The following is an 18,209-nucleotide window of genomic DNA, read 5'->3' as shown; positions in this document are numbered from 1 at the left end:
TTTTTGTGGTGGAAGTTGCAACCTGCTGATATATTAATGCAACGCAACAAATGCAATTCAACCACGAGGATGGCATGGACCGCAGGGATTTCGTAAAAATTGGGCTGGCGGCAGGCGCTGTCGCGGGTGGCGCAGTGGCCAAGACGCTGGGCACCGGCGGCATCCTGGACGCCGGCGTCTGGGAGCAGCAGCAGATGATGGAGGCCGGCAAGCTGACCTCGCATTCGTTGACGTCGCAGTATCTGGCGCGCATCAAGACTATCGACAAGGCGGGCCCGCGGCTCAACGCCATCATTGAAATCAATCCGGAAGCGCTGAAAATCGCGCTGGACATGGACCGCGAGCGCAACCTCAAGCGCGTACGCGGCCCGCTGCACGGCATCCCCGTTCTACTGAAAGACAATATCGCCACCGGCGACCGCATGAGCACCACCGCCGGTTCGCTGGCGCTGGCCGGCGTGCGCGCCGCGCGCGATGCGCATGTGACGGCACAGCTGCGGGCGGCCGGCGCGGTCATCATCGGCAAGACCAATTTGAGCGAGTGGGCCAATATGCGCTCCACCAATTCCATCAGCGGCTGGAGCGGGCGCGGTGGCTTAACCTTGAATCCCTATGCGCTGGACCGCAATTGCAGCGGGTCCAGTTCCGGCTCCGGCGCGGCGATTGCGGCCGGCCTGGCGACGCTGGCGGTGGGCACCGAGACCGATGGTTCGATCGTGTCGCCGGCGTCGATTTGCGGGCTGGTGGGCATCAAGCCGACACTGGGGCTGGTCAGCCGTAGCGGCATTATCCCGATCGCGCATTCGCAGGACACCGCCGGCCCGATGGCGCGCAGCGTCGCCGATGCGGCCTTGATGCTGTCGGCGATGGCAGGCGTGGACCCGAAGGATCCGGTGACGTCGGAAAGCGTCGGCAAGGCTGGCGACTACCGCGCGGCGCTGGACAAAGGCGGCTTGAAGGGCGCGCGCATCGGCGTGGCGCGTAATTTCTTCGGCCATCTCCCGGAACTGGATGCGGTCATCGAAAAAGCGTTGCTGGACCTGAAGGCGCAAGGCGCGGTGCTGGTCGATACCGAAGTGCCCAATGTCGGCAAGTATGGCGACAGCGAAACCGAGGTGCTGCTGTATGAATTCAAGACCGATCTGGAGGCGTATCTGAAGGAGTATGCGCCGAACGCGCCGGTGTCCAATATGGCCGACGTGATTGCCTTCAACCAGAAGCATCGGCAGCAGGAGATGCCTTACTTCGGGCAGGAGTACCTGGAGCAGGCGCAGGCCAAGGGCAATCTGGAAACGCCGGCCTACAAGGAGGCGCTGGCCAACAACCGCCGCTACGCGCGCGCGGAAGGCATCGACCAGGTGATGAAGCAGCACCAGCTCGACGCACTGGTGGCGCCGACCGGCGGCCCGGCGTGGCTGACGGACTTCATCAACGGCGACCATTTTGTCGGCGGCTTCTCGTCGCCGGCGGCGGTGGCGGGTTATCCGCACATCACGGTGCCGGCCGGGCATATACATGGACTGCCGGTGGGCCTGTCGTTTGTCGGCGCGGCCTACAGCGAGGCCGCCTTGATCCGCATGGCGTATGCCTATGAACAGGCGACGCTGCACCGGCGCGCGCCGCAGTTCCCGCCGAGCGTATCGCTGGCGGTGCGCTAGTTTTTCAGTACGTGGCGGAAGGTGGGCTCGATGCCCAGCGCATGCAGGTGTTTGACGATGTCTTCCAGCGTGGCGTCTTTCAGCAGCAGGCTTTGTGGCGTGGCGGCTGACGGCACAGGCGCTGGCGCGGCTTTGACGGCGGTGTGACGGCGTTGCAGCGTGTCCATCGCGTGCGCGAATGCTTCGTCGCTGATGCAATGCAGCTTTTCCAGAAAGGCCGCCTGCGATAATTCGTTTGGTGGCATTTCCAGGCCCAGGTCTTCGGCCAGCGCGCCGCCCATACCCGGATTGATGAACGACGCCCACAAGCCGGTGGCGACGTGCAGGCATGGCGGCAGTTCTACGACCGTGCGGCCCAAATCAATCGCCTCGTCTTCAAAGTAAGCCTTGTGCAGCAAGGCCAGGAACTGGCGCGCGCGCTCGGTGGAGATGGGTGATGCCAGCGACAGCCACAGACGATAGCTCTCGCCGCCCGACACGCTAACCGCCGGCGCCGGCAAATCCAGATCCGATTGCAGCGCATTGGCCACCTCGCACAGTCGCAGCCAGTGCTGTTCGCCGGAAGCCTTGTGAAAATCGATGACGATGGCGCGCGTCATGCCGTCCTGCGCCAGGTCGAAGGCAAACGTCGCCTCGCCGCGCAGGTGATGCTGCAGGCGCTGGTGATTGTCGGCGTTGAGCAGGAACAGCCTTCTCAGTTCTGAAATTAATTTGTCCATGCCTGCATTATCGCCGATGTCAGCGCAGCCAGAAGAGCCATCGGGATTTCTTCCTCGGCGGGTCCGATGGGGACGGTGGTGGCGAGGGCGTCAGGCGTGGCGGCCATTCGTCCGATGCGTTGGCGGTGCCGGCCAGCCGGAAGCCCTCGATCTGCTCCAGGCTTTCGCTGGCCGACACGCTGATGAGATTTCGCATTGCGTCGCCAAGCCGAAGTTCGCCGGTCTGGCGCGCATGTTCCAGGTCGTCGAAGGCTGCGCGCAGCTGGCGTTCCAATTCGCCTTCGTCGTCCATCCAGTCCAGTTCCACCGTGCGCACCAGCATGTGCTGGAAAGGTTCGGCTGCAATCCGGCCGATCCACTCCTCGTACAGGGCGAAGCGCCTGGAACCCAGTGCGGCGCGCATGGCCGGCGACAACGCGCGCAGGCGTTCGACGCCCGCCGCCTTGTCGCCAAACAGGTAGGCGTACTTGCGGTCTTCCTCGTCCAGGTCATTCTGCTTTGCCAGCGCAATGTCGCCGGCGGAGAACAAAGCAAGCCAGAACAGCGGAATCGTGTAACTGGCTTCGTATTCGATGCCGCTAGCGTCACTGAAAGCGTCGAAGTCCTTGTCGTCGTCGGGCAGACCGGCAAAATCGGAGCAGTAGAAATAAACGCGGTTAGACATGACCTCTCCTGCGTGAATGATGCCGCGCAGCTTAGCATTCTCACGCAAGAGGCGGCGCTACATAGCCTTGCGCACCAGGACCGCATCCGCGCGATACTGGTCCGGCAGCACGCGCTTTAGATTTGACACTTTTGGCAAGTCGTTATAAACGATGTAGGGATCGGTCGGATGCAGCGTCAGGTAATTCTGGTGGTAGGACTCGGCCACGTAGAACTTCTTGTCCGTTTCGATCCTGGTCGTCAGCGGCTTCTTGAATACGTGCGAGGCGTCCAGCTGGGCGATATACTTCTCGGCCACCGCGCGCTGCACCGGCGTTTGCGGGAAAATGGCGGAGCGGTATTGCGTGCCGACGTCGCCGCCCTGGCGATTCAAGGTGGTGGGATCGTGCGTCACCGAGAAAAAGATTTGCAGCAGCTTGCCATAGCTGACCTGCGTTGGATCGTAGGTGATCTTCACAGATTCCGCATGGCCGGTGTCGCCGTTTTCGATCATCTCGTAGGTGGCGGTGCGCGCGTCGCCGCCGGTGTAGCCGGAGATGGCGTTGCTGACGCCTTTCACGTGCTGGAACACGCCTTGCACGCCCCAGAAGCAGCCGCCGGCAAAGATGGCGGTGGCCGAGTGTTCGCTGCCGGCCGGTTCGTCCACCACCGGCGGCGCGATGATGACCGCTGCTTCCGCCGCCGACGCGGCGTGCTGCTGGAAGATGACGCCGACGACGAGGGCGATTGGTGCGCCGATTTTCAGTACAAGGTTTTTCATGGTGATGCTCCTGTTTAACCGAAGGTGAAGGCGTAGGCTTGTACGCCGGGATCGAGGAATTCAATGTTGAAGGTGTGGTCGCCGACATCGCCGGCATTACCCGTTTGATTGCCCGTTTGCCGCACCAGCTGATACAGGCGCTGGCTGTCGACGATGCCGCTGCCGTCGGACGCCACATCGGCGCCGTGGTTCTGGCCCGGTGCGGCGCCGTCGATGGTCACGCGGAAGCGCACCGGCTTGCCGTCTTTGGTTGGCCCCAGCACCAGATGCAGGTCACGCGCATGGAAGCGGTAGACGATACTGCCGCTGCCCTGGTTCAGCGTGATCTGCTCCGCCTGCGACAGCCAGTTGCCGCCCAGGCCCCACTGGTTCAGTGCCGGCTTGGCAGGCGCCGTGTATTGACGGGCGGCGTTGGCCGCCTGTGTTTCCGGCGAGGCGAAATTCTGGGTGCGCTCGAAGCCGAGATAGGTCTCCGGCGATCCGACCGAGCCCATGTCCGACTGCTGCTGCACGCCGTGCGCGTCCTCCGTGCTGACCACGGTGTTGGTCACGTTCTTTCGGCCAGCTTCTTCCAGCAGTTGCTGGATGACCTGTTCCGACTGCGCGTACTCGCCTTCGCCGAAGTGGTGGTGGCGGATGCGGCCCTGGGCGTCGATGAAGTAATGCGCGGGCCAGTATTGGTTGCCGAAGGCGCGCCAGATCGCATAATCGTTATCGATCGCCACCGGGAAGGTGATGCCCTGGTCCTTGACCGCCTTGCGCACATTGCCGACGTTGCGCTCGAAGGCGAATTCCGGCGCGTGCACGCCGATCACCACCAGGCCCTGGTCACGGTACTTCTCGGCCCAGGCCTTGGTGTAGGGCAGGCTGCGCAAGCAGTTGATGCACGAGTAGGTCCAGAAGTCGACCAGCACCACTTTGCCTTTCAGCTGCGCGGCAGTCAGTGGCTTGGAGTTCAACCATTCGACCGCGCCGTCCAACTGCGGCAGCTTGCCTTCGACCGGCAGTTCGTCGTTGCCGTGCGCCGCGGCGCGCATGGCCCGCATGGCAGGCCCGGCGGCGTCGCCAACCATGGCGGCACGCGACATCATCGCGCCGCCCGGCGCAACGTCGTCGCTGCGGGCCGCTGCTGCACTGCGCATCATGGCGCCTCCTTGGGCGGGCAGGTTGCCGTGCTCCGGATTGCTGCGCGGGGCCAGCGTATCGATCAGCTTTTGCTCCACGCCTGCGGTGGCGACGGTCGAGACTTGCGTCAGCAGGCCGGTGTCCAGGCCTGTGGCGATGGCTGCCACGCCGGCCAGCATCGCAGCGCCCAGGCCACGGCGGACCCACTCGCCGGCGCCCAGCGAACGCTTCATCGCGCTGAAGACTTTACCGCCGACCAGCAGCGCCAGTGCCAAGGAAGTGGCGGCGCCGGCTGCATACGCCAACAGCAGCAGCGTGGTGCCGACGCTGGCGCCATTGAGCGCAGCGCCGGTCAGCACGAGGCCCAGCACCGGCCCGGCGCACGGCGCCCACAGCAAGCCGGTCGCCACGCCGAGCAGGAATGACGAGCGCGCGCCCGTTGCACCTTCGCCCGAGGCGTCAGCCTGCTGCGCCTTGTTGGAGAGCCGGTCGCCCAGCGCCACCAGTGGCTTGGTCAGGCGATCTGCCAGATGCGGCAGCAGCAAGGTCAGGCCGAAGAAGGCCATCAGCGCCAGTGCCAGCCAGCGGCCGTACTGGTTGGCTTGCACCACCCAGCCGCCGCCGACGGCAGCCAGCGTGGCGACCAGCGCAAAGGTCAGCGCCATCCCGGCCAGCAGCGGCAGGCCGCTACGGGCGAACGGTTGGCCTGTTCGGGCAAACACAAACGGCAGCACCGGCAGAATGCATGGGCTGACGATGGTCAGTGCGCCGCCGAGATAAGCAAGCAGTATCAGTAACATGAGGTGATCTCCTTATCAGGCTTCGCCGGCGGCGAAATTGAGTGCGACGCCGTCGATGCAGTAGCGCAGGCCGGTCGGTTCCGGGCCGTCGTCGAACACGTCGCCCAGATGGCTGCCGCAGCGGCGGCACACCACTTCCACGCCGTACAGGCCAAGCGCATTGGTGCGGCTGGTGATCACGCCACGGTCCAGCGGTTTCCAGAAGCTCGGCCAGCCAGTGCCGCTATCGAACTTGTTCCTGGACGAGAACAGCGGATTCTGGCAGCCGGCGCATAGGAATTTGCCGGCGCGATGCTCCTTGTACAATGGGCTGCTGAACGGCCGTTCGGTGCCATGCTTGCGCAGCACCTCGTATTGGGCCGGCGAGAGCAGGGCACGCCATTCGGCGTCGGTGTGGGTGACTTCCCATGCGGCGGCAGGGCCGGCGATGGTGCTGCGGTAGGCGATGCTGGCCAGCAGGGCGGCGCCGCTGGTGAGCAGGAAAGAACGTCTGGTTGTCATGCTGGTCTCCGTAGGTGGAATGACGATGGAGCCATTCTGCGCTCCCAGTGCTGACAAAATCCTCACGTAAACGTAAACGATTTGTGATACTTTTCATCGCTGGAATCCTGCACAATACGGACCATGGAACCCGCTAAACGTGTCTTAATTGTCGAAGACGACATACATATCGCCGACCTGCTGCGCATGCACCTTCAGGATGAGGGCTATCAGGTAACGCATTGCGCCGATGGCGCGCAAGGACTGGCCCAGGTGCGCACTGGCGGCTGGGATGCGCTCATCCTCGACATCATGCTGCCCGGCGTGGATGGCCTGGAAATCTGCCGCCAGGCGCGCGCCATGACGACTTATACGCCGATTATCATCACCAGCGCGCGGGCCAGCGAGGTTCACCGCATCCTCGGCCTGGAGCTGGGGGCGGACGATTACCTGCCCAAGCCGTTCTCGGTGCTGGAGCTGGTGGCGCGCGTCAAAGCGCTGCTGCGCCGGGCCGACGCCATGTCGCGCAACCAGCGCATCGAGGGAGGGGCGCTGGAACTGAACGGCGTGCGCGTCGATCCCTTGACGCGCCAGGCCAGTGTCAACGGCAGTGCGCTGGACCTGACGCCGCGTGAATTCGACCTGCTGTACTTCTTCATCAAACATCCTGACAAAGTATTCTCGCGGCTGGACTTGTTGAACCAGGTGTGGGGCTACCAGCATGACGGCTACGAGCACACCGTCAATACCCACATCAACCGCCTGCGCGCCAAGATCGAAGCCGATCCGGCCGACCCAACCCGTATCCTCACCGTCTGGGGCAAAGGCTACAGATACGCCAGCGCCGGCGAGGCCGCATGAACCTGACGCTGTCGCAGCGCCTGTCGCTGGTGTTCTCAGTCCTGCTGCTGGCCTGCTGCGGCGCGTCCGCATGGTTGCAGATCCGCGCCAATATCATGCATGAGAAGGAAGTGGTGCAGGGCCTGTCGCGCGGACTGGCGCGCAGCATCGCGCTGGACGCACAGCTGATGCATGCGGAAGACGACACCACTGCAACGCAAGGCATCAGCCCCGAGGCCGTGCGCCGCCTGTTCAGCCGTTTGATGGATGTGAATCCCAGCGTGGAAGTCTACCTGCTGGACATGGACGGCCGCATCGTCGGCCACGCCGCGCCGAATGGAAGCCTGAAGCGCGACCACGTGGGCCTGGAGCCGATCCGCCGCCTGCTGGCCAACGAGCCCTTGCCGATACAGGGCGACGATCCGCGCAGCGAGACCGGCCGCAAGGTTTTCAGCGTGGCCGTGCTGCGCGCCGGTGAACGCAAGGTCGGCTACATCTATGTGATTTTGCAAAGCGAAGAGCACGACCGCCTGTCCGCGCGCGCCACCGCCAGTTCGGTGCTGCGCACCACCTTGTGGTCGATGGTGGTGGTGGCTGCGCTGGTGCTGATCGCCGGCTTGATCGCCTTCCGCCTGATCACCCGTCCCCTGCGCCGGCTGACCACCACCATGCGGCAGCTGGACACCAAGGCTGATCAACTGACGCTGCCGGTAGCGGTCCCGGACGCTGCCAGCCAGCGCGATGAAATCGCGGTGCTGGAACACGCCTTTGGCGATATGGCCTCGCGCATCAACGACCAATGGAAAACCATGCGCCAGCTGGACCACGACCGGCGCGAAGTAGTGGCGAATATTTCACACGACCTGCGCACGCCGCTCGGTTCCTTGCACGGCTATCTGGAGACGCTGTCGCTGAAAGACGAGACGCTGAACGCGGCGGATCGCCAGCGCTACCTTGGCATCGCACTGGCGCAGAGCCAGAAAGTGGGTCGGCTGGCGCAGGCCTTGTTTGAGCTCGCGCGCCTGGAACATGGCTCGGTGCAGCCGGAGCTGGAGGCGTTTTCGCTGTCGGACCTGATCCAGGACGTGTTCCAGAAATTCGAGCTGCAAGCGGCCGAGCGCGAGGTACGCTTGATGGCGACGCTGCCGCATCCGGCGCCGATGGTGCGCGCGGACCTGGGCATGATCGAGCGCGTGCTGACCAATCTATTCGATAACGCGCTGCGCCACACGCCGGCCGGCGGCGAAGTCGAAATCACGGTGCAAGCGGGGACCGGCGGCAAGGTCGTCGTGACGGTGGCCGACACCGGCCCCGGCGTGCCGGCCGCCATGCGCGACAACCTGTTCCGCCGTCCGGTGGCGCTGCAAGGCGAATACCGTGTCGGCGGCCTTGGCCTGCTGACGGTCAACCGCATCCTGCAACTCCATCACAGCAGCATAGAATTGGTGAGCGAACCCGATCTCGGTGCGGTGTTCCGCTTTACGCTGGATGCTGCGTGAGCGGCTGGCGCCACTCGGTCAGGTAATGCTGCGGCGTTTTGCCGAGAATGCGGCGGAACATGGCGCTGAACGCGCTCGGACTGGCATAGCCTAGCGTCGCCGCAATCTCGCCCACGCTCTGGCCCTCAGCCAGACGTTTAAACGCTTCCGCCAGATGCACCTGCTGCACCCACTGGCGGTAATGCAGGCCGGTCTCCTTGGGGAACAGGCGGATCAGCGTGCGCGCGCTGGCGCCCACTTCATCGGCCCACTGTTCGATATTCCTGCTGCTGCCCGGATCGGCCATGATGGCGCTGCACACCGCCACCAGCCGCCGGTCGCGTGGCCATGGAATCGCAATCGGCACTGTCTCCGCCCCCTTCAATTCCGACAGGATCAGCATCGCCAGATGCTCGCCGCGTCCCGGAATCGGATATTCAATCGGCTCGTCCAGCAGCGCCAGTATCAGCTCGCGCAGTAAAGGACTGACTTCGATCACGCGGCAGCTGTCGCCAAATTGTTTGGCGGCGCCGGCTTCCACATAAATGGTCCGCATGGTGACTTTGCTGACCGAAGTCCAGTGATGCGTGACGCCCGACGGGATCCAGAGCGCACGGCGCGGCGGCAATATCCACACGCCGCCGTCGGTCTGCACACGCATCAGGCCCTGTGTGGCATAAAGCAGCTGCGCGCGTTCGTGGTTGTGCGCAGGTGCGGTGACGCCATGCTCCGCATCGCGCGCCAGCGCCGTGACCACGCGCGGCACGCGCTGGTAATCGCGGTGGTCGGTGCTGCGGCTGGCATCGGGCATTTGTCACCTATTCGACGAAAGTTGGAATATCAGGCTTTGCCGACCATATTACACTGTCATCATCCTAAAACAAGGTCTTTACTATGAATACTGCAACCGCACCCGCCGCCACAGCTATCGGGCGGCCCCACGGCGATACCGTCATGCGCATCCTCGGCGTGGTGGCGCTGGTCCACCTGCTGAATGACCTGACGCAGGCCATGCTGCCGTCGATCTACCCGATGCTGAAGGCCGAATTTGGCCTGACCTTCACCCAGGTCGGCCTGATCACGCTGACCTTCCAGTGCACCGCGTCGCTGCTGCAGCCGTGGATAGGCGCGTACACCGACAAGCGCCCGATGCCGTTCCTGCTGCCGATGGGGATGGTGGCCACGCTGGTGGGCGTGTTGATGATGTCCTTCGCCTCGTCGTTCCACGCGCTGTTGATTTCGGCCGCGCTGATCGGCGTCGGTTCGTCGACCTTCCACCCTGAAGCCTCGCGCGTGGCGCGTGCCGCATCGGGCGGACGTTTCGGCTTCGCGCAGTCGTTGTTCCAGGTGGGAGGCAATGCCGGTTCGGCGCTGGGTCCTGTGCTGGCGGCGGCGGTGATCATCGGCCGTGGCCAGGCCAACATCGCCTGGTTTGCGGTGCTGGTGGTGGCCGCAATTGGGGCGCTGGTGTATGTGAGCCGCTGGCACAGTCACCATCTGGCGCAGCCGAAGAAGGCTGCCACCGTGGCGGTGTCACCGCTGCCCAAGGCCAAAGTGTATGGCGCCATGACGGTGCTGGCGCTGCTGGTATTCTCCAAGTACATCTACATGTCCAGCCTGACCAGCTACTACACCTTTTACCTGATCGATAAATTCGGCGTATCGGTGTCGAATGCGCAGATGTACCTGTTCCTGTTCCTGGCGGCTGTCGCTGCGGGCACTTTCATGGGCGGCCCGATTGGCGACCGCATTGGCCGCAAGCGCGTGATCTGGATGTCGATCCTGGGCGCGGCGCCGTTCACGCTGGCACTGCCATATGTGAACCTGTTCTGGACTGCGGCGCTGACGGTGATCATCGGCTTCGTGATCTCGTCGGCCTTCTCGGCGATCGTGGTATTTGCGCAGGAACTCATGCCGGGCAAGGTCGGCATGGTGGCGGGGATCTTCTTTGGTCTGATGTTCGGCATCAGCGGCATTGGCGCAGCGGCCATGGGCCACATTGCGGACGTCAGCGGCATCGCCTACGTCTACCAACTGTGTTCGTACCTGCCGCTGCTGGGTATCCTGACGGTGCTGCTGCCGCACGTTGAGCAGCAGAAGCACTAAGCTTGATTCACCAAGCCTGATCAGGCGTCGATAAAGCGCATCTTGAAGTTGCGGCCTTTAAAGGCGCCGAAGTCGCCGCCCAGCGGATTGCCCTTGCTGAGGTTTGCGAAAGCGTCATACGCCACGCGGCGGTCGATGGCGACGTAGGTCTGGAACTCGGTCACGTTGATCTTGCCGACTTGTTCCTTGCTCAGGCCAGCGTCGCCGGTCAGTGCGCCCAGCACGTCGCCCGGACGCAGCTTGTCTTTCTTACCGCCCGAAATCACCAGCGTCATCATCGGCGCTGGATCGACGCCGTATTCGTTGTCGTCCAGGCTTTTCAGGTCGAACCACTCGACCGGCTGGCCTTGATATTCTTCGATCAGCTTGACCCACTTCTTCTCGTTCGGTGCGCACAGCGACAGCGCCAGGCCCTGTTCGTCGCCACGGCCGGTACGACCGACGCGGTGAATGTGCACCTCGGTGTCCTTGGAGACGTCGACGTTGATCACCGCTTCCAGATTCGGAATATCCAGGCCGCGCGCGGCGACGTCGGTGGCCACCAGTACGGAGCAGCTACGGTTGGCGAACAGGATCAGGATCTCGTCGCGCTCACGCTGCTCCAGCTCACCATACAGCGCCATCGCGGAAAAGCCTTTCTGCTGCAAGGACTCGACCAGTTCGCGGCACTGTACCTTGGTGTTGCAGAAGGCGATCGCCGATACCGGCTTGTAGTGGCCCAGCAGGCGTGCCACGGCGTCATTGCGGCCGTCGAAACCGATCTCGAAGAATAGCTGCTCAATCTTGTCGTTATCGTGCTGTGCTTCGACCGTGACCTCGACTGGATCGACCAGGAAGTCGTCGGTGGCGCGGCGGATGTCGTCCGGGTAAGTGGCCGAGAACAGCAAGGTCTGGCGGCGTTTCGGGCAGGCGCTGACAATGCCGGCGATTTCGTCGTAGAAGCCCATGTCGGTCATGCGGTCCGCTTCGTCCAGCACCAGCGTGCTCACCTTGGACAGGTCCAGCGTCTCGCGGCCCAGGTGATCGCGCACGCGGCCCGGCGTGCCGACGATGATATGGGCGCCGTGTTCCAGCGAGGCGATTTGTGGACGCATCGGCGAACCGCCGGTCAGCACCAGCACCTTGACGTTGCCGGTCGAACGGGCCAGACGGCGCAGTTCATTCGCCACCTGGTCGGCCAGTTCGCGGGTAGGGCACAGCACCAGCGCCTGCACCGCAAACCATGCAGGATTCAGTTTGGCCAGGATGCCGATGCCAAAGGCGGCGGTCTTTCCGCTGCCGGTCTTGGCCTGGGCGATCAGGTCGCGGCCTTCCAGCACCGACGGCAGGCTTTGCGCCTGGATCGTGGTCATCTCCTTGTAGCCGAGCGAGTCGAGGTTGTCGAGGAAGGCGGGTGTCAGCGGCAGGCTGGCGAAGGAGGTGGAAGTCATGGTGGCGGACCCTGTTCAAAAAGGATATGGGCACAGTCTAACAGGCTAACCGTAGCCTGGCCCACTGTGCGGGATGTGTATATGTGATGTGCTGCGGTGGCGTGCTGCGGCCGTAGCGGCGTTGTACCGTATCAGTCACGCTTCCATACCGGCAAACCGGTAAGGTCGAGATTCTCGTCGCGGACCCAGACCGGCAGGCCGCTGTTATCGGTCGGTTCCAGCAGTTCCATTTGTTCCTGCTTGAGCGTCGCCCGCCGGATGCGCGGCAGTGGTGGACGTTTTGCTTCCGGTTCGAGCGGCGCGGCAGGGGCAAAGCCCGGCAGGTCGAACGTAGCGTTATCTTTTTTATCTCTCATCGGGGAAAAAACAAAAGCCCGGCTGTAGTAGTCGGGCTCCGGTAGCTTACTGGATTAATTGCGCGCAGTGTAACACAAAGCCGCAGATCAGCGGAAGCTCAGGGCCCCCGTCAGGTCGCCCGGCGGCGTGGCGTGGCGCTCGGCGAAGGCCGCGTTACGCGTCTTCAGACCTTCCAGCAGCGGCAGGTCGTGCAGGCGGGTGATGAAGCGCATGATCGAGGTGGTGTCGTAGAAGCTGTGATCCACATGGCCTTTTTTCGCGAACGGCGAAATGACGATGGCCGGAATGCGCGAACCCGGACCCCAGCGGTCGCCCTTCGGCGGGGCGACGTGATCCCACCAGCCGCCATTTTCGTCGAAGGTGATCACCACCAGCATGTTCTTGAACTGTGGCGACTTGCGCAAGTGCTCGACCACGTTGGTGATGTGGGCGTCGCCGGATTCCACATCCGAGTAACCGGCGTGCAGGTTCAGGTTACCTTGCGGCTTGTAGAAGCTGACCGCCGGCAGTTTGCCCGCCACCACGTCGGCCAGGAATTTGTTGGAGATCGGGCTGTCACCCAGGCCGCCATCGCGCAGGTGCTCGTCGCGCGCCTTAGTGCCCGGGGCGAACTGCTGGAAGTAGTTAAACGGCTGATGGTGATACTGGAAGTTCGGCTTCTCGCCGCCGCCGCGCGCATCCAGTGCCGCCTGCCACGCGCCGCCGTACCACGCCCAGCTGACGCTCTTGCGCGACAGCAGATCGCCGATGGTGTCGTAAGTTTGTGGTGGCAGCGTGCTGGCGTCCTTTGGATCGGCGTGCAGCGGGTCGCCGTCGTAGGCCGGGCGGATGTAGCTTGGCTGATAGGGCGGGGCCATGGTGTTGACCGCATAGCCGTCCGGTGTGATGGCGCCATTGTTGACGAAGTGCGGATGACCGTCCAGCGCCGACTTGGGCGAGTCGGGCGCGGTCGACAGCCGCACACCGGTCGGGCCGTCGTCCAGCACCGCGATCTTTTTCTTGGCTGCGGTATCCTTGGCGTTGAAGTATTCCGGCACGCGGCCGGTGATCAGGAACTGGTGGTTCAGGTACGAGCCGCCGAAGGCCGCCATGAAGAAGTTATCGCACAGCGTGTACTGCTCGGCGATCTTCCACAGGCCGAGGTTCTTGCTGGTTTCGCCGTAGTGGCCCATCACCATGCCGCCGGTGTTGCCCCACGCGGCGAAGCCGTCGTTCTTGCCGCCGTTGATCTGCATCTGGTTCTGGTAGAACAGGTGCCACAGGTCGCGCGTGATCACGCCTTCCGGCAGTGGCTTGCCTTCGGTGTCGACCAGCTTGAACGGGCCGTTCGGCAGGTTCTTGATGTCGTCTTCCTTGAGGACGTATTTTTTGCCGCCGATGTCCTGCGTATTCGGCACCATGCCGCCCCAGACCTTCGGCAGCACCGGCAGCACCGAGCCGTCGCGGTCGCGCTGCTGGCAGGCGGCGGCCGGCGCGGCCGACAGTGGATTGGCGGTGCCGGGGAAGTTGGCAAACAGGTTGTTGAAGCTGCGGTTCTCCAGATAGATCACCACCACGTTCTTGATGTTGGACTTGATCTTGTCGTCGAGCGAACCTTTGGTGGCTGCTTTGGCCGTTGCGGCTTCGCTCAGCGCTGGCAGGGAGGTCGCCAGGCCGGCGGCGCCGGCTGCTTGGAAGATGCGGCGGCGCGAAGGGCTGACGGGAGCATCTTGTTCTAATTGTTCTGCTGCTGGTGCTTGATCCTTCACGCGGGCCTCCGTGGCTAAGCTAAAACAATAATTGTGACAGCTTTATGACCGCTTGGGTATGGATCCAGGTTCACGCTTCCGGCACGAAGGGCCGGCAGTCGACCGGGATATCGATGAGGAAGGTGGTGCCGCTGGCCGCCGAACTATCGACCGCCACGCTGCCGCCATGGCTCTCGGCCACGCTCTTGACGAACGGCAGGCCGATGCCCCAACCGGGTTTGCTCTTGGTGCTGCCGTCGCGCCACAGGTATTCGAAGATCTGGCCGCGATGCTCGTCGGCGATCGGGTTGCCGCTATTGTGCACGGAGATCAGCATGCGGCCGTGCGCCTCGTCGATCTTGATCTGCACGCCGTTGCCGTCGCCGTACTTGATGGCGTTGATGACCAGATTCTCCAGCGCCCGGCGCAGCGAATTTTCGCACCAGTAGCCGGTGACCGCGCTGCCGACGACGGTGCAGGCGCCCGGCGTGCCGATGCTGGCGTCGCTGCACACCTGGCGCGCCAGTTCCAGTACGTTGAACTGCGACAGGTCGAGCGCCAGCCGTTCGCCGCGGTTGAAACTCAGCGCATCCAGCAGTTCCTCGATCATGGTGCCGAGGCGATGGCCGTTGTCGAGAATCTTCTGGGCGATGGCCGGGGTGCGCTCCGGCGTCGCGCCGATGGTCAGCAGATGCGCCGCAGTGATCACCACCGACAAAGGGCTGCGCATATCGTGCGACAGCGCGGCCGCCATCTGGTGGCGGAACGATTCATGCATCGACGTGAACTTGCGGATCGACTCGCGTACCGCGGTGTCGATCGAACCGTTGACGATGCCCCATTCGGCGCGGCTCAGCACCACGCCCTGTTCGTCGGCCACGTGCGAGAAGGCGTCGCGGAATAGCTGGTATTCCTGGACGATCTGTTCCGGCTCGTAGGACGTCATGCGCGCGCGTTCATCGCCATGGGCGGCGGCGATGTCGTTGTTGCTGGTGGCCTCGTCGCGCGGGTGGTTCGGTGTCAACGCCTCGGCAATATTGTCATAAAAGACAGGCAGCGTGTTGAGCAGCGTAGGGTGCAGGATATGCTGCGCGCCCTTGATCAGCAGGCGCACCTGGCTTTCCCATTCCGCGAACACGGCGTCGCGCATGGCCAATACTTGTTTGGAAGTGGCCGACAGGCCGTTCTGATTCATTTTTTGATCTGATGCCAACATGCCTGATCCTTGCGCGCAATATATGCCTGAAATTGAAGAGCATATGGCAGAGCGGGCGAGGATAAGGGCCACCGAGCAAAATGTCCGGTAGTGATGATACACAGGTTTGTTGCATGATGGACGGGATTAGCGAGGGCCTGTCGCATCAGTAATACTATTGACAGCATTGCAGGGCGAAGCATTTGTCTTAGAATATTGGCATTATCCTTGGAGGTCCAGCCATGCCAGTTTTCACGCCAGATCAACTCATCACCGAGACCGAACCGAATCAAACGCTTTGGATTAGTGAGACGGGGCAGCTTACGCAGTTTGGTGCATTCATTGAAGTGCTTCAGCCAGGCGGCAGGTCGTCAATCAAGCATTGGCACAGCGCGGAAGATGAGATGGTCTATGTGCTGGAAGGTGAAATCACTGTGGTGGAGGGCGCGACCGAGACACTGGTACGCGCCGGTGGCGTCGCAACTTTCCGGGCCGGCGTCGCGGTTGGGCACTATCTGGAGAATCGCAGTTCTGCCGCAACGCGCTGCCTGGTTGTCGGCACCCGCGCGCCGGTTGATCACATTACCTATCCTGAGCACGACCGGATTTGCGTGCGAGACCGATCGCTGCCAGACGATATCTGGACCGACCTCGCTGGCCAGCCAGCCTCCAGCCCGTACTAGAAAGCAAAAAGCCGTTGAATCGGTTAAGAGTCAACGGCTTCTGCCTGAATTTGGTTGCGGGGACAGGATTTGAACCTGTGACCTTCGGGTTATGAGCCCGACGAGCTGCCAGACTGCTCCACCCCGCGTCTGAGGCCATGATTATATAGAGGTCGGCCGTAATCCGCAAGTGCTGGTTTTGGTTTGCGGACTTGGCAGGCTTTACGGCGTCTTATTTACGTCATCGTGTGTCCCGCAGTTACGCATGTAAGCGCAGCCGTCCTCGAAGGTGAAGCTGGCTTTGTAGCTGTCATTGCTAGTGATGTGCAATGTGTACACGTTCACTTTTTTTGATGGATCTAATAAGGATGGCACTTGTTTGTTTGTCAAAGTGTGAAGATGCAGTTTGGCCGGCGGGTGATCAAGATCCAATAACACCATCTCGCCAAGGGCGCGCCGCGCTTCCTTCTTGATATCCGGTTTAAGTCTCTTGAAACTATTTTGAAACCTTGGCTCATCAAGATTGAGCTTGCGGACGACGCGATCAGGTTTCATTCTTCGGATTCAATCCGGTCCAAAACTTTTTCTACTTCTTCCACGCTGCTGGCTGCGTAGCCGGATTTGCGACGAGAGAAGAGAATGTCGTGGTCGGCGATGGCCCATTGCAGGCTTACGACATCAGCGTAGGCTGCGCGGGCGGCTTCTTTTACAGCGGCATTGGCGCTTTGGAAATAGGTATCGCGGATAAGCTCACCAAGCTTGGCTAGTGTGTCATCGATGCGGAAATTGAGATCCAGTGCTTGTTTCGCTTCATCCCGTTGTATGCGTGCGATCAGTGAGTTGACGATCTCGCGCATCGTATTGAGACAAGCGGCTATATCCGCTGAGCGATCAAGCTGCAGAAGTCCTTCTACATTTTTTAATAGCTCAGCTGATTGCATGGTGTGGCCTCCATTTGGAAGTTTGCGCTGCCGGTTGGGCAGAGTCAAAGGCCACACGCCATGACTTTGAGATGAATCACTATTTTCTTAAGCCGCTGCCAGTCGCCACAGCGACGTTACTTCGGCGGCGCGGGCGGTGTGCAGGGGATCGGTGTCGTCGCTGGCGCGCGGGTGGGTCGGGCGCACGTCATGGCGGCCGGTGACTTTCAGGCCGGCGGCGGCGATCCATTCCAGCAGCTGTTCGCGCGGACGCAGGCCAAGGTGTTCGGCCAGGTCGGACAGGATCAGCCAACCTTCGCCACCCGGCGTCAGATGCTCGGAGAGGCCGGCCAGGAAGCCGCGCAGCATGCGGCTATCCGGATCGTAGACCGCGTATTCAATCGGAGAACTCGGACGCGCCGGCACCCACGGCGGATTACACACCACCAGCGGCGCGCGGCCTTCCGGGAACAGGTCGGCCACGCGCAATTCGACCTTGTTATCGAAGCCCAGCAGCGCCAGGTTTTCGCGGGCGCAGCTCAGGGCGCGCTGGTCCTGGTCGGTGCCGATCACGCGTGCTATGCCGCGCTTGGCCAGCACCGCCGACAGCACGCCGGTACCGACGCCGATGTCGAACGCCAGATTGACGCCGGCCGGCAGCGGGGCATCGGCCACCATCTGCACGTATTCGCCACGCACCGGCGAGAACACGCCGTAGTGCGGATGGATGCGCGCTTCCAGCGCCGGGATTTCGACGCCGGTGCGGCGCCATTCGTGCGCGCCGATCAGGCCAAGCAATTCGCGCAGCGAGGCGATGAACGGCTCTTCATAGCGGCCATAGGCTTCGTTGCAGGCCAGCTTGACGTCCGGCGCGCGGCGCAGCGGAATGGTGTAGCCGTCTTCGAAAGGAATCAGCAGCATGGCCAAGGTGCGCGCGCGTTGCGACTGCGCCTGGCGATGCAGGTGGAAGGCTTCGGTCGGCGTGGCGGGAATTTTGGCTGGCTTGTTCTTCTTGGCCGGCTTGGCTTTGTGGTCGGCGCGGCGGGCCAGCGCTTGCAGCAGCTGGCGCGCATTCTGGAAGTCGCCGCGCCACAGCAGCGCCGTGCCTTCGCAGGCCAGTCGGTAGGCTACATCGGCGTTGGTGCGGTCGTCGGCGATGACCACGCGTTTTGGCGGCGGCATGCCGGCTTCGGAGCGCCAGCGCGCGGAACGTGGCTCGCCGTTCTCCTCCCAGTGGATCTGTGATGGGCAGGGGAGGAGTTAATTTGTTCAGGCATGTGGGGGCTATC

18 protein-coding genes and 1 tRNA gene are annotated in these 18,209 nt (G+C 62.8%); 5 read left to right on the top strand and 14 right to left on the bottom strand.

The features are described 5' to 3' along the window. The first annotated feature begins 74 nt into the window (after window positions 1–74). Window positions 75–1,658, top strand: a complete 1,584-nt coding sequence (locus HH213_RS00630) for an amidase (RefSeq protein ID WP_169114876.1) — start codon at window positions 75–77, stop codon at window positions 1,656–1,658. On the opposite strand, the gene HH213_RS00625 is transcribed toward HH213_RS00630, so the two are convergent. Genes HH213_RS00625 through msrB form a run of 5 tightly spaced genes read right to left on the bottom strand, consistent with a single transcriptional unit; the run spans window position 1,655 to window position 6,226 of the window. Further along, on the bottom strand, window positions 1,655–2,377 hold the full coding sequence (locus tag HH213_RS00625; protein WP_169110130.1) for a TOTE conflict system archaeo-eukaryotic primase domain-containing protein: 723 nt from the start codon (window positions 2,375–2,377) through the stop codon (window positions 1,655–1,657). The genes HH213_RS00630 and HH213_RS00625 overlap by 4 nt on opposite strands. A 19-nt stretch (window positions 2,378–2,396) precedes the next feature. Continuing rightward, window positions 2,397–3,041, bottom strand: coding sequence for a hypothetical protein (locus HH213_RS00620; RefSeq protein WP_169110128.1), 645 nt, complete (start codon window positions 3,039–3,041; stop codon window positions 2,397–2,399). A 57-nt stretch (window positions 3,042–3,098) separates the two neighbouring features. Beyond that, window positions 3,099–3,800, bottom strand: coding sequence for a peptide-methionine (S)-S-oxide reductase MsrA (msrA, locus tag HH213_RS00615; protein ID WP_169110126.1), 702 nt, complete (start codon window positions 3,798–3,800; stop codon window positions 3,099–3,101). A gap of 14 nt (window positions 3,801–3,814) precedes the next feature. Then, a complete protein-coding gene (locus HH213_RS00610; RefSeq protein WP_169110124.1) occupies window positions 3,815–5,725 on the bottom strand; it encodes a cytochrome c biogenesis protein DipZ in 1,911 nt (636 codons plus the stop codon). Window positions 5,726–5,740: 15 nt separating this feature from the next. After that, window positions 5,741–6,226, bottom strand: a complete 486-nt coding sequence (gene msrB / locus HH213_RS00605) for a peptide-methionine (R)-S-oxide reductase MsrB (RefSeq protein ID WP_169110122.1) — start codon at window positions 6,224–6,226, stop codon at window positions 5,741–5,743. 123 nt (window positions 6,227–6,349) lie between these two features. On the opposite strand from msrB, the gene HH213_RS00600 reads away from it, so the two are divergent. Next, on the top strand, window positions 6,350–7,066 hold the full coding sequence (locus HH213_RS00600) for a response regulator transcription factor (protein WP_169110120.1): 717 nt from the start codon (window positions 6,350–6,352) through the stop codon (window positions 7,064–7,066). Continuing rightward, window positions 7,063–8,544, top strand: a complete 1,482-nt coding sequence (locus tag HH213_RS00595; protein WP_169110118.1) for a HAMP domain-containing sensor histidine kinase — start codon at window positions 7,063–7,065, stop codon at window positions 8,542–8,544. The genes HH213_RS00600 and HH213_RS00595 overlap by 4 nt, the downstream gene beginning before the upstream one ends. Here HH213_RS00595 and HH213_RS00590 read toward each other — a convergent pair. Continuing rightward, window positions 8,525–9,334 carry an AraC family transcriptional regulator gene (locus HH213_RS00590; protein ID WP_169110116.1) on the bottom strand — a complete coding sequence of 270 codons (810 nt, stop codon included), beginning with the start codon at window positions 9,332–9,334 and terminating at the stop codon, window positions 8,525–8,527. The genes HH213_RS00595 and HH213_RS00590 overlap by 20 nt on opposite strands. An 83-nt stretch (window positions 9,335–9,417) precedes the next feature. Here HH213_RS00590 and HH213_RS00585 point away from each other — a divergent pair, with 83 nt between their 5' ends. Then, window positions 9,418–10,629 (top strand): MFS transporter, encoded by a 1,212-nt coding sequence (locus tag HH213_RS00585; RefSeq protein ID WP_110848769.1) that lies wholly within the window; start codon window positions 9,418–9,420, stop codon window positions 10,627–10,629. Window positions 10,630–10,649: 20 nt separating this feature from the next. On the opposite strand, the gene dbpA is transcribed toward HH213_RS00585, so the two are convergent. The 4 genes from dbpA to HH213_RS00565 form a co-directional block, all read right to left on the bottom strand. Then, the gene (dbpA, locus tag HH213_RS00580) at window positions 10,650–12,059 is read right to left on the bottom strand and encodes an ATP-dependent RNA helicase DbpA (RefSeq protein ID WP_110848768.1); all 1,410 of its coding nucleotides are present in this window, start codon (window positions 12,057–12,059) and stop codon (window positions 10,650–10,652) included. Window positions 12,060–12,190: 131 nt separating this feature from the next. Beyond that, window positions 12,191–12,415 carry a hypothetical protein gene (locus tag HH213_RS00575; protein WP_110848767.1) on the bottom strand — a complete coding sequence of 75 codons (225 nt, stop codon included), beginning with the start codon at window positions 12,413–12,415 and terminating at the stop codon, window positions 12,191–12,193. Between the two features lie 87 nt (window positions 12,416–12,502). Beyond that, window positions 12,503–14,164, bottom strand: coding sequence for an acid phosphatase (locus HH213_RS00570; RefSeq protein WP_110848766.1), 1,662 nt, complete (start codon window positions 14,162–14,164; stop codon window positions 12,503–12,505). 70 nt (window positions 14,165–14,234) lie between these two features. Next, window positions 14,235–15,359 carry a sensor histidine kinase gene (locus HH213_RS00565; RefSeq protein ID WP_169110114.1) on the bottom strand — a complete coding sequence of 375 codons (1,125 nt, stop codon included), beginning with the start codon at window positions 15,357–15,359 and terminating at the stop codon, window positions 14,235–14,237. Window positions 15,360–15,580: 221 nt separating this feature from the next. On the opposite strand from HH213_RS00565, the gene HH213_RS00560 reads away from it, so the two are divergent. Beyond that, the gene (locus HH213_RS00560) at window positions 15,581–16,021 is read left to right on the top strand and encodes a cupin domain-containing protein (protein ID WP_110848764.1); all 441 of its coding nucleotides are present in this window, start codon (window positions 15,581–15,583) and stop codon (window positions 16,019–16,021) included. A 51-nt stretch (window positions 16,022–16,072) separates the two neighbouring features. On the opposite strand, the gene HH213_RS00555 is transcribed toward HH213_RS00560, so the two are convergent. From HH213_RS00555 to HH213_RS00540, 4 genes are all read right to left on the bottom strand, one after another. Continuing rightward, window positions 16,073–16,149: transfer RNA gene (locus HH213_RS00555), tRNA-Met, on the bottom strand. 73 nt (window positions 16,150–16,222) lie between these two features. Beyond that, window positions 16,223–16,555 (bottom strand): hypothetical protein, encoded by a 333-nt coding sequence (locus HH213_RS00550; protein WP_169110112.1) that lies wholly within the window; start codon window positions 16,553–16,555, stop codon window positions 16,223–16,225. Continuing rightward, window positions 16,552–16,941 carry a hypothetical protein gene (locus tag HH213_RS00545; RefSeq protein WP_146235961.1) on the bottom strand — a complete coding sequence of 130 codons (390 nt, stop codon included), beginning with the start codon at window positions 16,939–16,941 and terminating at the stop codon, window positions 16,552–16,554. Before HH213_RS00545 ends, HH213_RS00550 begins: the two co-directional genes overlap by 4 nt. A gap of 87 nt (window positions 16,942–17,028) precedes the next feature. Continuing rightward, complete coding sequence (locus HH213_RS00540) at window positions 17,029–18,102, bottom strand: methyltransferase (protein WP_169110110.1); 1,074 nt, start codon at window positions 18,100–18,102, stop codon at window positions 17,029–17,031. Window positions 18,103–18,209: the final 107 nt, after the last annotated feature.

It is taken from the genome of Duganella dendranthematis, assembly GCF_012849375.1.
GTDB lineage: Bacteria > Pseudomonadota > Gammaproteobacteria > Burkholderiales > Burkholderiaceae_D > Rugamonas > Rugamonas dendranthematis.
The sequence above is the reverse complement of the archived record's forward strand: the minus strand, read 5'-3'. Positions and strand labels throughout refer to the sequence as shown.